Genomic DNA, 16,228 nt, shown 5'->3' on the forward strand with positions numbered 1-16,228 from the left:
CGCAGTCTGCGACATGTTCACCCCAGACGAGTGCTACAACTTCTTCCAGGCCGCAGGATATGAAACCAATTGAGCCAGACGCGCTCTAGGAACGGAGCAATGCCGAACAGTGGCGTAGACACCGGCGGGTGTGGCCTGATCCCCGCATAAAGTGCTGAGAGCATGATCAGCTGTAGCAGGACTAACGTTGTAAGAGCTGCCAGGGTCTGCCGGTCGTGTTGGTTCATTTCACTCTCCAAAAGCGTAATTTATATTACGGTTGAAGAAATCCGTATTTTTAATTACGGCTGTTGTCAATGTGCAGGAGAAAAAAGTATGCGCGAAGAAAAAAGATCACTGCGCCAGCAGCAGATCGAGGCGGCGGCCTATGAGGTGCTGGAGGCAAAAGGATATGGCGGCACGTCGATGCTGGGCATCGCTAAGCAAGCACGCGCTTCGAATGAAACTCTTTACAACTGGTATGGCGACAAGCAGGGCCTGTTTCAGGCGCTCGTCACGCGAAATGCAGAAGAAGTGAAAACCCATTTGGAATCCGAACTGGAAACCGGTCACGATGCACTGTCTATTTTGGAAACGTTTGGCCCGAAACTTCTGAACCTACTTACCGGCGAGAGAGCCGTCGCCCTTAACCGTGCCGCCGCCGCAGACAGCAGTGGTGAGCTTGGCGCTACATTATCAAAGGCAGGGCGCGAGGCAGTCATCCCTCTTCTGGAACAAGTATTGGTGCGCGCCAGAGACGAAGGCCAATTAAACTTTGATAATACGGGGGAAGCTGTAGGACTTTACCTTGATCTGCTCATCGGCGATCAGCAGATCAGACGCGTCATCGGGCGCCTTCCTATCCCATCGGCATCCGTATGCGAGGGCCGCGCGCAACGGGCCGTGAACTATCTCTGCCGGCTTCTGGCCTAAGCCCCTTAATAAAAAGCGCAATTGGAACCTGATAGATGGGCCCTTTAGCTTCACCTCAAGTCTGCCATTCCATGGCGGAACTCCACGTGCAGGTCGACGCAATCGACGCTGAACTCGTAAACAAGCTGGTCTTGCGAAGCTGGTATATCGACCGGGCTGTGGAACTTATGAGGATCGAAGGCTTCTCTGCGAGGACGACCGACCGGGGTGGCAAAATTGCTGGACACTGTCAGCGTTCCAGCGTCCGAACAAGGGCTGGACCCGGTCCTTGTGCGCGTACTCTGGCCAGAACTGAACGAATAGTCCATCGAGCGCGAAAACAAGAAGCTCGGTGCATAGAGCGAATTGCTTCCGTGTGGCTTAGCAGGTAAGCGGTCGTTGGTACGCCTGCTGCTAATTCACATTTTGTCCGCTCACCCGCCATTAGCGATCCGGTTTTGAATGTACGGCGTGTACGATTCGCGACTTGCTGCATGAGCGAACGGCGAAAGTGGGTTCAAGGGCAGCTTCGGGTACTTTCTGGCCATTTTATGTGCATTGAATTAAGGACTGCCCTTGTTGTTTGCTCGCTTAGAAAATCATGGTTTCTAGAGTCTCAAAAAATGTAAACCTCTAAGTAGCTGATTTTATTGTAACCGCGGTCTCACCACCAAAGTGATCCGACAACCATTTGTCGGAGTACGTAAATAATGCGACTAAATTATTGAGACTCGCCTCCCATTGAGTTCTACACCTTATGATTTTTTGCGTTTTTTGAATGTTTCGAAGGTTCGAGCTCTTCAATTCAACGTTAAACAGAAAGCTAATGAGTTTCTTCGCAAACCGCCCATTCACTTGGCACTCCCTTCAGCAAATGGGTGCCTAAACTTGAAAATTGCATCTCGGACCCGGCAACCAAATCCTTGGGCAAGAACAAGTTCAACAACATCGCTGCGCACTAAGCAGTTGGCTTCAAGAAAATCGCTTGAACGGCAGCATTCGCCGAGGTGTCGGTTTTCGTCTTAAGATGAGACATGGTCCGGGTGTAACTTTGGGCGGACTCCCGGGAATTCGTGACCGCCAATGGAGCCAGATCAAGGGATGCTTATATCCAAATTTCACACACCCAAAACCGTGAAGCCCACTAAGTGTTTGTTAAGTAATGATTTAGATTGAAGCGACGTTGGAGGCCAAAAAAAGCAAAGAACAGACTTCTGGCTTCTGTCCCACAAAATAATTGATCTTAAAAGCCATTTCCGCTCCGATGTTGGTTCATAAGCAGAGGCTTCCAGCATCTAAAGTGATTGCCCATTTGATGGTAACACTGGTGTTAGGAGGCCCAACCAGACCAATGGGAGAAATACTGAGATGACTATCAAAACCAAACTTATGTCCGCCGTAGCCGGAGTGGCAATGCTTAGCGGTGGCCAGGCAATGGCGGCAGATGAAATTACCGTGGCCTACTTTTTGGAGTGGCCGATGCCGTTCCAATACGCCAAAGAGACCGGTGCCTACGACGAGGCTATGGGCGTTAAAGTTAACTGGGTCAGCTTTGATACCGGTACTGCAATGTCGGCGGCAATGGCGGCAGGCGATGTGCAGCTCAGCGTGAGCCAGGGCGTACCACCCTTTGTCGTAGCGACCTCGGCTGGCCAGGACCTGCAGATCGTTGACGTGGCCGTGTCTTACTCGGAAAACGACAATTGCGTTGTACGTTCGGACTTAGAGATCGACAAGGACAGCGCTGGGGAACTGGCTGGCAAGAAGGTTGCTGTTCCCCTAGGCACCGCCGCGCATTATGGCTTCTTGTCGCAAATGGCACATTTCGGTGTGGATCTGGACAGCTTGGAAATCGTTGATATGGCTCCGGCTGAAGGTGAAGCTGCTTTGAGCCAGGGGTCGATTGATATGGCCTGTGGTTGGGGTGGTGCGCTGCGCCGCATGATGGACAGTGGTAACGTATTGCTGACTGGCGACGAAAAGGAAGAGCTGGGTATCCTTGTCTTTGATGTTACCTCAGCGCCCACTTCCTATGTGGCCGAAAATTCCGACCTGGTTGCAAAGTTCTTGGCAGTAACTGCCGAGGCAAATGCCAAATGGGCCGATGAGGCCAACCACGCGGAAATGCTGCCTGTCATCGCGAAAGACGCAGGTATGTCTGAAGCGGATGCGATGGCGACCATCTCAACCTTTAAGTTCCCGACTGTCGAAGAACAGCTGTCGGACAAATGGCTGGGTGGCGGCGCACAGACCTTCATGAAGGGTGTAGCGGACGTCTTTGTTGGCGCCGGGTCAATCGACGCGGCCAAGGCTTCGTACACCGACAACGTGAACACAGGCCCTCTGTCAGAATAATCCTGGCTTGAATCTGGGTGGACGTGACAAAAGCGTCCACCTATTTGCGCGTTTTCACCTGGTGAAAACGTGCCCCACTGAAGGCAATGGGGGACCAGGTGTCGGGACTTCTCATAGACAATATTTCGATGCGTTTCAGCCTGCCCAATGGCGGGCACGTGCAGGCGCTCAAGAACGTGACGTTAGACATCAAGTCGGGCGAATTGATGAGCGTTCTAGGCCCGTCGGGTTGCGGCAAGACGACCTTGCTGAACATTGTTGCGGGCTTTCTGGCCCCGACCGATGGACAGATACTGCTCAACGACAAACCTGCAACCGGCCCTGGCCCCGAACGCGGTATGGTGTTCCAACAGGGTGCACTATTTGAATGGATGAACGTCCGCCAAAACGTAAGTTTCGGTCCGGATATGAAAGGAGTCAGCCGCGCCGAGAGCAAAGAGAAGGTAGATCACCTTTTGGATATCGTTGGCCTCGCGGATTTCAAAGAGAAGGCCGTTTATGAACTGTCGGGTGGCATGCAGCAACGCGTAGCCTTGGCGCGTTGCCTGGCCAATGAGCCCGACGTGATCTTGATGGATGAACCTTTGGGCGCGCTGGATGCGCTGACCCGTGAAAAGATGCAATCACTGGTGTTGGACCTTTGGAAGGATACCGGCAAGACGATTATCCTGATCACCCACTCCGTTGAGGAGGCGTTGCTTTTGGGCGAGCGCTTGCTGGTGATGGCTCCGCGTCCTGGTCGGGTGCACAAGGAATATCGCCTGCCATTTGCCGACCTTGGCGCTGGCAATGACCTACGCGAAGTCAAGAAACACAAGGATTATTCTGTCACGCGCGAGGAAATTCTGGAAATGATCTGGAACATGGAAGAAGAAATCATGGGCCGGGCGGAGGAAAGCGCATGATTGGCCTGCTAGTCTTATTCCTTTACGTGCTGGCGTTCTTCGGATCGCTGTTCATTGTCAAGCGCCTGCTGCCGAAGCAATTCGAACCGCAAGGTTTCAACTCTGTCAAGACGGTGACCTTTGGCGATGAAAGCGCCATCAAAGCCAACCGGATTGCCTCAGTCATCTCGGTCATCACCATATTCTGGCTTTGGGTCGCCTTCACCAACTCGACCATCCCGCTGCCAAAGCTGCCTGGGCCGTTTTCCGGCGATACCACGTTTACCTACACCGCACAGTTAGAGGACGGCAGTACTGACGATGCCACTGTGACAGTACGTGTCTATCGTGAGGATATCCAACAGACAGTTGATGAAAACGGCGAACCGGGTCGTGAGCCCGCCGCCGTCGAAGTCGAACTGGGTGACGGTTTTGCCAAGAATGACACACTCACTGTGGCCCGGTATGGTTTTAAGGTGATCAACGTCTGGCAGAATGACGACGTATCCAAGAGTGATGGGTCCAAGATCATTGCCATCAACGGCACACCCATTGAGCCGGGCGGCAAAATTTCAACGCCAGAAGGTGAGATTAGCCTGACCGATAAGGGCACGCCTACTTTCGCTCCGGCTACGGGCCTACGTATGGCGCGACTCTATTTGCCTTCCCCTGAGGTTGTGTTCCAGCGATTCATCGAGCTGAACAAAGAGGGCTATCAAGGCTACACTCTGCTACAGCATACGCGCTACTCGCTGCAGAGGGTTCTGTTGGGCTTTCTGATCGGTGCCTTAGTGGGCATTCCGATTGGTTATGCCATGGGTCTAACGGGCTGGGCACGCGGGTGGTTTGATCCGATTGTTGAATTCATGCGTCCCATTCCACCCTTGGCGTTGATCCCGTTGATCATCATCTGGTTCGGAATCGGAGAGCTCGGCAAGGTTGTCCTGCTGTTTCTAGCAGCCTTGTGGATCATGATAATTGCGGCGCGATCTGGTGTGTCAGGCGTAGCTATCACCAAGGTACACGCAGCCTATTCACTGGGCGCTTCCAAATGGCAGATCCTGAGCCGGGTGATTGTACCCAACTCGCTCCCTGATATCTTTACCGGAGCACGGGTGGCGATGGGGGTCTGTTGGGGGACGGTTGTCGCGGCTGAACTGGTTGCGGCTAACGTTGGCCTCGGAAAGATGATCGTGACCGCCTCGAAGTTCCAGCTGACCGATATCATCATCGTAGGGATTATTGTGATCGGAATCATCGGCTTCGCCATTGAAGTCGGGATGCGCAAGTTGGAAAGTTGGCTGATCCCCTGGAAAGGCCGCGTATAACCTACAGGCTTCAAGCGTTACTAATAAGCCTCTGCCATCGGCAGAGGCTTCCATTTGTTGGCTGTCTTCCGTGTCTGTATCCCAGATATAGTGAACAAAGTCTGCTCTCACGAAGTGTCGGCGTTCATATCACGCCCGCAGCGAAAGCCGACCTTCTGACCTGTTTTCGAAACCACTTTGCCGGGAACCGCAGCAATAGCCAGTCAAGTTCATTGTTTTGCTCCGGCTCGAGCTTGGATCTTAGTTCTTGCATCGCAGGCGCCCTGCCCCAACGCTTCTCGTGCACGTCTTTGATCGAAAACAGGTTGGTTTGCCGTTTTAGAGTGGTCGCGATCAGACCATGAGTTTTTCGGCGTTTGGCGATCGAAGAAGCGCGATAAGGTCGTTCCACTGAGGTAATGCTACAAGAGTACGTTTGGTTCGCAGATGAGGATCCCACTCAACCAGAGATCGCCTGACATAACGTCCCTCAGCAGCGGTCGCGGTTTGTTAGGGCGTCGCCGAAAATCCGCGGGCTGCGGAAATCTGGAAACATACCTTTCGATGCCTACTGATGAGATCATCGGAATGTGCAACAGAGCCGCCGCTTGGATGTTTAGAGTCGAGCACCACTATTGAGCCAAAACGGACTTTTGTTAATCTTCACCAAAAGAGTGTTTAGGGAAATACCGCTGCTCACTCACCAGTTCTCAAGCCAATTTTTCCAATACTTATCAGAGCGCTCTATGAAGGCGCGGACATGGGGAAGTTGGAAATCCCTTTCGACATAAACCAATCGCAGGTGATCTTCTCGAACCACATCGTCTGGGAAAAGCGCGACTAGATCGGAGTTTTTGCTAAGCGCACTTTCGGGCAACATCCCTATTCCGAGCCCGGCATATACCGCCTGAACCATTAACCTGAAACCAGCGGTCAGCATGCGAGGACGAACTCTGAGAGTTTTACCCGATGCCAGTGGCCATTGGACTTCTGGAAGCCCTTCAGAATTTCGGAGAACAATGCAATCAAAGTTCTGTATCGCTTCTGGGCTATCCGGCATGCCGTGCTCCGCCAGAAAGCTGCTGGTGGCCATCGCGAGAGTTCGATTGCTGAAGATGCTTTTTGTGATCAGCGAAGGATCGTTAATTTTCCCAAATACCAGAGCGACGTCGATACCAGCTGCGCGCAGATCGGTACGGCGATTGGTAACGACTATGTCCAACTCGACTTTGGGAAACTCAGTAGCAAACTCTGTAAATAGTGATGCGGCGGCAAATTCGCTTTCCGGCACAGAAATTCTCAGAGGTCCACGTGGTTCATCGTCATGTAGCTTCAGGGCCTTCCAAGTCGCGTCGACATCAGCGGCAATACGTTCCGCTCGGATATAGAGTTCTTTACCGGCTGGCGTAAGGAAGAGATCACGCGTTGTACGTTGAAGCAGTCGTAGTCCCAGCGATGCTTCCAACTCGTTTAGGCGACGGCTTAACGTAGGGCGGGTTAAATACAGTTGATCAGCCGCCTTTGAAATACTGCCTGCTTCGACCACTGCCTTAAACTCTAAAAGGCGATCCGCGCTTGGGAATCTATTCATCACCTGTCCAATTATTTTCCATCAGCTATCCATTTTATAGATATTACGCTGAATTTTGAACATCGCTAATAAGTCCGCCTGAAATGAACCGAGGCGACTCGGGCCCGCTCACAGTCGGAGAATGAAATGGACCCTTATCTTACCGCCCGTTTCCTGCACATTTTGTTTGCCACTATCTGGTTTGGCTTGACGATTGGTGGCGGGCAAAAGGCTCTTTGGTTTGCCCGTGAAGACCCCAGCAAAGTAGCACCAGCAAGCGAGTATCTTAAAAGAGCTGCCGTCATTGGGACCTTTACCGGACTAGCAACAATTGCTTTGGGCCAGTGGCTGATGATGCAACTGGGGGGCTGGGAGGAAATGCCAACACTCATTCATGTAGGTGCCAGCCTTGCCATCGTGATCTTCGTGATTGGTATCTGGCCCATTGGTAATGGCTGGAGAAAGCTGGCCAAGGAAAGAGAGCTTGGAAAAGATCCGGGGATACTTGAAGCTATCGCCCGACGTATCGGCCTTTGGTATCGCGTCGTTCAGCTGCTTTGGATCGCAATCCTGGCAACGATGGTCTTCCAACATCTTTGACACCACCTGCCACGAGGCGACCCAATGCCATTCATTCTGTTGGCGCTGCTGCAAGTGAAGGGTGCTGCTTTCTGGCTGATCTCCAGCGTCAAAGGCCTAGTTTGGGGGTCGAAGGTGGAACGAGCGCTTTGGTCCCGCGCCCCAATCGCAAAAACAAAATCCGGCTCTTACTAACCAGGTGAAACTGATGTTCGTCTTACGCACCGCTGTACTTATTATCTTGCTTGCGGCTATTGTCGGTAGCCTGGGTTTCGTTAAGTACACGCAAATTTCAGATGCGATCGCAGCCGGAGAAGCCTATCCGGAGCATTCGGAATCTGTCGAAGCTATCACAACCGAATTGTCATCATTTTCCCGCAAGGTTCGTCTGCCGGGCGAGGTTGTGTTGCGAGATCACGTCGTCCTTCACAGTCAGCACGCCGGTCAGATCGCACGGCTTGGTTTTCAGCCGGGAGACGTCGTTGAGACGGGGCAGCTTCTTGTACAACTCGACATCGGCATGGAAAACGCGCAGTTGATTGGTGCGCGGGCCGAGGTGGATCTTGCGCGGCTTGGACTGGAACGGGCCGAGAAACTCTTAAAAAGCGGCAGTGCCAATCAAGCTCGGCTGGATCAAGCGCGGGCCACCTATGACATCGCCCGTTCGAATGTAGAGGTGATCGAGCAGACGATTGAGCAGAAAACCATCCGCGCGCCATTCTCTGGGCAAACCCGACCCGGTCAGCTGACAGTCGGGCAATACTTGACCAGCGGCAGCGAGGTCGCACGGATCACGGATCAGCGTGAGATGATCTGGGTAGATTTTCGGCTTCCACAGTTTCTGGGGGACCTGCCTGTAGGCGCTGCGATCGGGGTGATAGCAAGACCCAACGAAAAGTGGACAGGGCCGATAATCTCTCGCGACGCCGGGGTTTCGTCAGATACTCGCACGCGTCTTTACCGTGTCGAACTGCACAGATTAGAGGCTGCGTCGTCTCATGGCAGTTTTGTTGAAGTTGAAGTGGTGTTGGACGCCCCGATCCCAGTGGTCGAACTTCCTTCATCCGCGCTGCAATCGGATGCCTATGGACAGTTTGTGAATCTGCTGGTCCCGGGTGAACAAGAAGGCACGTTCCGAGCGAACCGCCGGGATGTGACAGGGGTTCAATACCACGGAGAACGGGTGTTGATCGGCGGCGGTTTGGAAGCCGGATTATTGGTGGCCACAGATGGGGCGTTCAAGCTTTACCCGGGCGTACTGACCAATGTGGTTGAGGATCTGCCGCAGGACCCGCAATCCGGTAGCGGCTGGTAACAGGAGGCAGGGCTATGGAGATCTTTGTTCGCAGGCCGGTTCTGTCAATAGTTCTGGCATTGGTCGTGGTGCTGGGTGGGCTATATGCCATCGCCCGCGTGCCGATCGTGCAGTTTCCTGTATTGGAAAGCTCGGCCATTGAAGTCAGAACCCATTTCACCGGGGCGTCCGCCGAGGTTGTTCAGGGCTTTATTACCGATCCGATTGAAAAGGCGACAAACGCCATCGAAGGCTTGGACTTTGTCGACAGTTCAACAGTTGCTGGACAGAGCACCGTGACCGCCTGGTTGAAGCTGGGCGAAGACAGTTCAACTGCTCTGGCGCAGCTTTCAGCAGAATTGAACAAGGTACGGTCCGAATTGCCGCTGGGTGCCGACGATCCAGCGGTTTCGGTCAAACGCGCTGATCGGGTCGCAGGAGCGTTTTATCTGTCGGCATCCTCCGAGTTTTGGGCGCGCCACGAGGTCACGGATTACTTAGACCGCAACGTGGTTCCGATCCTTTCCTCTATTGATGGTGTGCAACGGGTAGGTCTGGATGGTGGCCGCCAACCGGCGTTGCGTATTTGGCTGAACCTATCACGCTTGGCAGCAGTCAACATGTCGGTGGACGAAGTTTTGAACGCACTTCAGAACAACAACCTCGTGGCAGCAGTGGGCAATTTGGAAGGGGCACATCAAAAACTAAACATCCTGACAAATGCCAGTCTGCAGACTGTCGAGGACTTTCAAGAACTCGTGCTGCGCGATCTGGATGGCTATCAGTTGAAGCTTTCGGACATCGCGCGTGTGGAAATGGGTGAAGACACGGCGCCCGTGGATGCACGTGATGGACGCAACAAACTGGTGTTCCTATCTATCTGGCCACTGCCCGGAGCAAACGAAATTTCCATCGGTAACGAGCTATACGTGTTGTTGGACGAGATTAACGCAGGTTTGCCGGCGGGGCTGGAGATCGAAATCGTCTATGACAGCACGGAATACATGCGCGCGGCGCTGACCGAAATATTCAAGACACTTGCGGAAACCGTGGTGTTGGTCGGTGCGGTGATCTTGTTCATGATGGGGTCAGTCCGGGTGGCGATTGTGCCACTGGTGGCCATTCCCTTGTCGATCCTTGGAGCAATGATCGGCATGTTTGCGATGGGGTTCACTCTGAACCTTTTGACTATTCTGGCTATTGTACTCTCGGTCGGCCTTGTGGTGGATGACGCGATTGTGGTTGTGGAAAACGTGGCGCGCTACAAACGCGAGGGTAAGTCAGGGATTGAAGCTGCACTGCTAAGCTCTCACGTTTTGTTCAAACCGATTGTGGCGATGACATTCACGCTTGCTGCCGTGTTTATTCCAATTGGCTTCACAGCCGGCCTTTCAGGGGCCTTGTTCCGGGAATTTGCTTTCACCATGGTTACTGCGATTGTCCTGTCAGGCGTTGTTGCGGTGACCTTATCGCCATTGATGAGCGCATATTTGACTGGAGACAAAGGGCACGAAGCCTGGCTTACGCGAAAAGTGAATAGCGCCTTCGATACACTGGCTCGGGTCTATGGCGCTCTGTTACGTCGATTGCTCAACTGGCGTGCGCAAATTCTTGTGTTTTCGCTTGTGTTTTCGCTTCTTGTCGTTCCGTTTTACCTATTCTCAGCCAAGGAACTGGCGCCAGTTGAAGATCAGGGCATGATCAGCGTGGTAATCCAGGCTGCGCCAGGAAGTTCACTTGATGCGACCAATGCAGGTATGGACAAGTTGGTTGATCTTGGCTTGTCGCTGCCTGGTTCCGAAAGCTTCTGGCAGATTGTGACCAAAGAAGGTGGCTTTGGCGGGATAGTGTTCAAAGACTTCTTCGAACGTGAACAGAACATCAAAGAAATCTTGCCGCAACTATACAGCGCCTTGGCATCATTGAGCGAGTTGAAGGTTTTACCTTTCCTCGGTGCGGCTCTGCCCACCGCAGGGCAATTTGACGTGGAAATGGTGGTCAAAGGCCCGGGTACGTATCAGGAGATGCAGGGGCTTGCCTATGCCTTCCTGGGGGTGGGCTTTGAAAGCGGTAAGTTTCTTTATGTGGATACTGACCTGAAGACCGACTTGCCTGTAGTCAAGCTGGATTACAATCACCAAAGGTTGGCAGATCTCGGCCTTACCAGTCGGTCCGTGACTGCGCAGCTTTCGGCACTTCTGTCGGATCGATACGTGAACCGGTTTGATGCAGGAGGTCGCGCCTATCAGGTCATTCCGATGGCTGAGGAGAAATTCCGCGCGGAACCTGCAGCGCTCAGTGAACTGGGGATCAGGCTCAGCGATGGCACCATAGTGCCACTGAGTACGCTGGCAGAAATCCGCATTGTGGCGCAACCGCGTGCGCTTGGCAAATTTGACCAACAGCGCGCCTTTCGAGTGACCGGGGGCGTAGTCCCAGGTACAACCAAGGCCGAAGCGCTAGCAGTATTGGAGAAGGCTGCAGATGCGATCTTACCACCCGGATACACCATTGATTACGCGGGAGTTTCACGCCAGATCAAGCAAGAGGCGAACAGCCTTTTGGCGACCATGGCAATGTCACTTGCAATCGTCTACCTCGCGCTCGTGGTTCAATTTAACAGCTTTCGTTCACCGCTGATCATTCTCTTGGGCTCAGTTCCTCTGGCACTCTCGGGTGCAGTTATGATCTCTTTTCTTGGGTTCACTTCGATCAACATCTATTCACAAATCGGAATCATTACGCTGGTCGGGCTGGTTGCCAAAAACGGGATTCTGATTACAGAGTTTGCCAATCAATTGATGGATCAGGGCAAGGATTCCGTGACTGCGATCATCGAAGGAGCGCAATCTCGGCTACAAGCAATTCTGATGACCACTATCGCAACCATCATCGGGCATATCCCGCTGTTACTTGTCGCAGGGCCGGGAGCAGAGGCGCGTGGCAGTATCGGCATTATCATTGTAGCAGGGATGAGCATTGGCACGCTCTTCACGTTGATTGCCCTGCCATCGATTTTCCTACTCTTCACTCCGCGCGATACTGCTAAGTCCACAACATCGATGAACAAACCACCGAATAGCAAGTTAGAACTCGCCGCAGAATAAGTTTGATGGTGACGGCAATCCGGTCGGCAAAGAGCAATCATTTGCTTGGATTGCGATACAGTGCGTTCAATGGGATTGTTGGTAACATGCCCAAAAGCTGTTGTTCGTACAATTCACGGTATTGGTGTTTTTGGAGACTTTCCAGCGGTTCTCTGCGTGTTAAAGGAAGGACTGTTTTGTTCGGTTAAGAAATCATGATTTAGAGTCTCAAAACATAAAACTCTTAGCAGCTGATTTTACTGTAACCGCAGTCTCACCATTAAGGTAATTTGATAATCATTGTCGGAATACGTAAATATTGGGACTGAATCTTTGAGGCTAGTCTCCCCTTGAAATCAACGGCTTGAAGTTTCGACTGTTTTCACCGGCTCATCCGACCTTGATGCTCTTCTGACGTTAGGCAAACCCGTTGAGCCACTTCTGCAAACTGGCATTGCCTATTTGTAGACAATGCCAGCACAGGCAGTTGGGAGGAAAATTTGAACTGCCTAATATTTCTAAGCTTCGTTGTGAGGCCTGTAGCTTACAGATGCACGAAGAGATCATTACCCTCTACTGATACATCGAAGCGTCTCGTTTTAATGGACGAATCCACAAGAAACTCACCGCTGCGAATGTCGAATTCCCAACCGTGCCAGGCGCAGCGGACGATTTCACCGGCGCGGTCATAGACAAACTCGGTTGAGTCCGTTTGGCGGGTCGTACCGCAGACCGGGCCTTCGCAGAGGGCCGCGCCTTTGTGAGGACAGATATTGAGCAAAGCGTGATAACCGTCATCGAGTTTGAAAACGCCGATGGGCAAGTTCGACACTGTGACGATCTTGGCCGCGTCGGCGGGAACTTCATCGATTTTGCAGGCGAAATGCTTGTTTGCCATTGTCGAAGTCTCCTTCTTTATTCAGCAGCATGCGCCATCGGGCGCGGTAGGCGGGTATAGACGTCCAGTGCATTGAGCCCAAAAATCTTTTCGCGCCATGCAGGCGGGACGTGCAACTTGTTGACGTCGTCATAGTCCCAGTGTGGATAGTCGGACGCGAACATCAGTGTGTTCTCGCCATCCATCGCTTCAAGAGTGGCCCACAGGTGCTGGATATTCTCGGGCTGCTCCAGTGGCTGAGTCGACATGCGGATGTTCGACTTGAAATACTCGGAAGGCAGACGTTTGAGCCACGGTGTTTCCTTGCGCAGTGCCTTATAGTTCGCGTCCAGACGCCACAGAACCGACGGCACCCAGGCCACGCCGCATTCGATGATCACCACCTTCAACTCGGGCCATTTCTCAAACACGCCGTGGGCGATCAAGCTGGCCATGTGGGTCATGGCCGTCTGTGGCAGGATCGCATGGGTTTCCCAAAAGAAGGTCGAAGGCCCGGCCCCGATGGGGGTCGAGTTGATACCGCCCTGTCCACCAAGGTGCATGGCGAATGGCAGGCCCATTTCGGCACAGGCTTCATAAATCGGGTGGTAGAACGGGTCGCCATAAGGGCGCGCAGCACCGTGGCTCACCAAAACTTGAACGACACGGGGGTGACCGCCAACCCGGCGGATTTCAGCAGCAGCCAGGTGCGGGTCCTGCGGTGCCACCACGATCGAGCCCCAGAACCGCTCGTCCTTGGGCAGCCAGTAGTCGATCATGTAGTCGTTATAGGCTTTGCACAGCGCATTGGCGTAATAAGGGTTGGCCAGCGTTGAGGCTTCGATTGGTTCGTCGCCGGTCAGGATCGCAACGTCGATATTGTATTTGTCGAGGTGCTTTTCCTTCATGATCAGGTAGTTGTCGTCTTCCTCAACCGGGTTTACATCATGGCGTGCAAAGCCTTCGGGATGGAACCAGGGACGGTGGCCATGGGGAAACGCACCACGCGGGCCGGTGCGTTCACCCCGGACGAACATGTCCTTGAAAAGACCTTCCATGTAGGGTTCCAGAACCGTGGCGCTGCACCAATAGTTGTGGCAGTCGCAATCGACGATGAACATGAACTTCTCCTGTTGCTGGCGCCAAAAGGGCGGGCTTACATCTTGTTCAACGACGCTTGATATCTGCGAAACTTTGGCAAATAAATGCAATTGAAACGCACCTATCAATCGGGATTACCGATTAAATGAACCGCCAGCTATTAGTGACCTATATGGATGTTCTGGAAACGCGGAACTTCAACCGCACCGCCGAGCGTCTGAATGTGACCCAATCCACGGTCAGCGCTCGCATCCGACAGTTGGAGCAGGAACTGGACACGCGCCTGTTCGAACGAGGGCGCGGCGGGGCTGAACCCACAGCCGCCGGGCGGCGCTTTGAAACCCATTGCCGGTCGCTGCTGGCCGCCTGGAGCCTGGCGCGGCGCGATGTTGAGGCGGGTGGCGGTGGCAACAGGCAACGCTTGCGTATATCGGTTCAGTTCAGTCTGGCCCGATCTGTGCTGATTGACTGGACGAAGGCAATCCGGGAAAGAAACCCGCATCTGGACCTGTATCTCGAGGCCAATTTTTCGGAACAGATACAGCGGGATGTTCTGACCGGCGAGACGGATATCGGTATTGTTTTTGTCCCGCAGCGAGCGCCGGACATGTTTGTTAGCGAATTGGGCAGCGAAAGCTATGTGATGCTGTCCACCGATTGTGACCGGATCGAGGATGTCCAATGGTCACGCTACATTCAGGTCGCCTACACATCCTATTTTGATCGCCAGCACGATGAGGCGTTTTCGGATCAGCCGCAAAGTTCGATCCTGGTGGGCAGCAATGATTTGGCTTTGGATTTCCTAAAAGCCAACGGCGGAACGGCATATTTCCCCGGGTTTGCCGCACCGGGTCTGTGTGCCGAATATCCGAAATTGCATCAGGTAACGGACGCACCGGTGATTCCACAGCCCATCTATTCCATCGTGCACGTACGAAAACGTCATGATACTCTGGTGGCTCAGGCAGTCGCCCTGTTCAAAGAACTGATCCAGCACAGATCAATCGCTTTAACCGATTGATACCACAATTCTGCACCGTTTTTCAGAACCCCTGCACCACTATCCTCGCGCGAACCCTATTCTGGAGGTTTCCGTAAGATGCTCGTTGCGACGGACAGTCCGTTTTCCCTGAGTTCAGCCAACAACCAACCCTGCTATGCAGGTGGGCCTGCCACTTTGACGTGCAAGGCGGTGATCGATGAAACGCATGACAGCAAGACATTTGTTTTCGAAGACTCGCAAAGCCGCAGTTTCGACTTCAAGCCAGGCCAATACGTGACCTTCTGTTTCGAGATCGAAGGCAAGCAGTACTTGCGTGCCTATTCGATCTCGTCCACGCCGACCCGGCCCCACAATATTCAGGTTACCGTCAAGCGAGTACCTGGTGGCATTGTATCCAACTATCTGAATGATCAGATGGCACCCGGGACAGAGATCGAGATTGCGGATATCACCGGCGGTTTTAACTGGGTTGATATCCCCAGCGACAAACCATTGTTCCTGTCTGGTGGCTCGGGCGTCACTCCAGTCATGTCGATGCTGCAATATGTCACCGACGTGACCTTGCCCAAAGACATCGTCTTTGTGCATTTCGCGCGCTCTCCGAAAGACATCATATTCCGCGACCAACTCGAGTTTCTGAATCGGCGCTTTGCCAATGTGACCGTCCATATGATCGTGGATGAGGCCGAAGATGGGTTCTTGGGAGAAACCGGTCAGATATCATCTGATCTGCTGCAGCGCCTTGTGCCCGATCATGCTGAGCGCAGCATTTTCATGTGTGGTCCCGAAGGCTTCATGAAGGCGGCACGCGACGTGGCCTCAATTATCCCATTTGCCGCAGTCCACGAAGAGAGCTTTGGCGAGAAAATTACAATCGAGGAAAGCGTCGGCACCGGGGGAGAAGTTTATTTCTCGCTCAGCGGTTTGCATGGGCATGCGAACGAAGGCGACACCCTGCTTGAGACTGCATTGAATGCTGGCGTTTGGATCGATTCCGCCTGTCAGCAGGGTGTCTGCGGTAACTGCAAGGTTCGCCTCACTCAGGGCGAAGTCGAAATGCAAGACATGGGTGGATTGCTGCCCGGCGATGTCGAACAGGGATATGTATTGGCCTGTTGCAGCTGGCCTAAGGGACCCGTCGCACTCGACGCGTGAAGAGGAAATCCAAAGGGAGGAGTAACAAATGTCAATAAAGCCACCTCTTTCGGAACTTCCGATCAAGACCGCTGACAACGGTTTTTATCGGGGGTTCAGTATTAATGTGACGGTGATCAGCAAGAT

Annotated in this window: 13 protein-coding genes; 10 read left to right on the forward strand and 3 right to left on the reverse strand. The window is 53.2% G+C overall.

The window, feature by feature from the left end:
• Window positions 1-315: 315 nt before the first annotated feature.
• The 4 genes from ACR0CW_RS22530 (at window position 316) to ACR0CW_RS22545 (ending at window position 5,458) form a co-directional block, all read left to right on the forward strand.
• Window positions 316-912: a TetR/AcrR family transcriptional regulator gene (locus ACR0CW_RS22530; RefSeq protein WP_480789507.1), complete on the forward strand. Its 597-nt coding sequence runs from the start codon at window positions 316-318 to the stop codon at window positions 910-912.
• Between the two features lie 1,347 nt (window positions 913-2,259).
• Window positions 2,260-3,246, forward strand: a complete 987-nt coding sequence (locus ACR0CW_RS22535; protein ID WP_480789508.1) for a taurine ABC transporter substrate-binding protein — start codon at window positions 2,260-2,262, stop codon at window positions 3,244-3,246.
• 98 nt (window positions 3,247-3,344) lie between these two features.
• Window positions 3,345-4,151 carry an ABC transporter ATP-binding protein gene (locus ACR0CW_RS22540; RefSeq protein ID WP_170334887.1) on the forward strand — a complete coding sequence of 269 codons (807 nt, stop codon included), beginning with the start codon at window positions 3,345-3,347 and terminating at the stop codon, window positions 4,149-4,151.
• Entirely contained in the window at window positions 4,148-5,458 is a 1,311-nt protein-coding gene (locus tag ACR0CW_RS22545) for an ABC transporter permease (protein ID WP_244328101.1), read from the forward strand. The genes ACR0CW_RS22540 and ACR0CW_RS22545 overlap by 4 nt, the downstream gene beginning before the upstream one ends.
• 679 nt (window positions 5,459-6,137) lie before the next feature.
• On the opposite strand, the gene ACR0CW_RS22550 is transcribed toward ACR0CW_RS22545, so the two are convergent.
• The gene (locus ACR0CW_RS22550) at window positions 6,138-7,028 is read right to left on the reverse strand and encodes a LysR family transcriptional regulator (protein WP_480789509.1); all 891 of its coding nucleotides are present in this window, start codon (window positions 7,026-7,028) and stop codon (window positions 6,138-6,140) included.
• Between the two features lie 126 nt (window positions 7,029-7,154).
• On the opposite strand from ACR0CW_RS22550, the gene ACR0CW_RS22555 reads away from it, so the two are divergent.
• Genes ACR0CW_RS22555 through ACR0CW_RS22570 form a run of 4 tightly spaced genes read left to right on the forward strand, consistent with a single transcriptional unit; the run spans window position 7,155 to window position 11,987 of the window.
• Window positions 7,155-7,607 (forward strand): hypothetical protein, encoded by a 453-nt coding sequence (locus ACR0CW_RS22555; RefSeq protein ID WP_480789510.1) that lies wholly within the window; start codon window positions 7,155-7,157, stop codon window positions 7,605-7,607.
• Window positions 7,608-7,631: 24 nt separating this feature from the next.
• A complete protein-coding gene (locus ACR0CW_RS22560; protein WP_480789511.1) occupies window positions 7,632-7,781 on the forward strand; it encodes a hypothetical protein in 150 nt (49 codons plus the stop codon).
• 13 nt (window positions 7,782-7,794) lie between these two features.
• Window positions 7,795-8,901, forward strand: coding sequence for an efflux RND transporter periplasmic adaptor subunit (locus tag ACR0CW_RS22565; protein WP_480789512.1), 1,107 nt, complete (start codon window positions 7,795-7,797; stop codon window positions 8,899-8,901).
• A gap of 14 nt (window positions 8,902-8,915) precedes the next feature.
• The gene (locus ACR0CW_RS22570; protein ID WP_480789513.1) at window positions 8,916-11,987 is read left to right on the forward strand and encodes an efflux RND transporter permease subunit; all 3,072 of its coding nucleotides are present in this window, start codon (window positions 8,916-8,918) and stop codon (window positions 11,985-11,987) included.
• Between the two features lie 523 nt (window positions 11,988-12,510).
• Here ACR0CW_RS22570 and ACR0CW_RS22575 read toward each other — a convergent pair.
• Both ACR0CW_RS22575 and ACR0CW_RS22580 read right to left on the reverse strand, forming a co-directional pair.
• Window positions 12,511-12,864, reverse strand: coding sequence for a Rieske (2Fe-2S) protein (locus ACR0CW_RS22575; protein WP_480789514.1), 354 nt, complete (start codon window positions 12,862-12,864; stop codon window positions 12,511-12,513).
• Between the two features lie 17 nt (window positions 12,865-12,881).
• Complete coding sequence (locus ACR0CW_RS22580; RefSeq protein WP_170817893.1) at window positions 12,882-13,964, reverse strand: amidohydrolase family protein; 1,083 nt, start codon at window positions 13,962-13,964, stop codon at window positions 12,882-12,884.
• A 125-nt stretch (window positions 13,965-14,089) separates the two neighbouring features.
• Between ACR0CW_RS22580 and ACR0CW_RS22585 the strand changes: the two genes are divergently transcribed.
• Both ACR0CW_RS22585 and ACR0CW_RS22590 read left to right on the forward strand, forming a co-directional pair.
• Complete coding sequence (locus ACR0CW_RS22585; protein WP_480789515.1) at window positions 14,090-14,965, forward strand: LysR family transcriptional regulator; 876 nt, start codon at window positions 14,090-14,092, stop codon at window positions 14,963-14,965.
• Window positions 14,966-15,043: 78 nt separating this feature from the next.
• Complete coding sequence (locus ACR0CW_RS22590; protein ID WP_480789516.1) at window positions 15,044-16,102, forward strand: FAD-binding oxidoreductase; 1,059 nt, start codon at window positions 15,044-15,046, stop codon at window positions 16,100-16,102.
• Window positions 16,103-16,228: the final 126 nt, after the last annotated feature.

It is taken from the genome of Ruegeria sp. CH6, assembly GCF_056537005.1.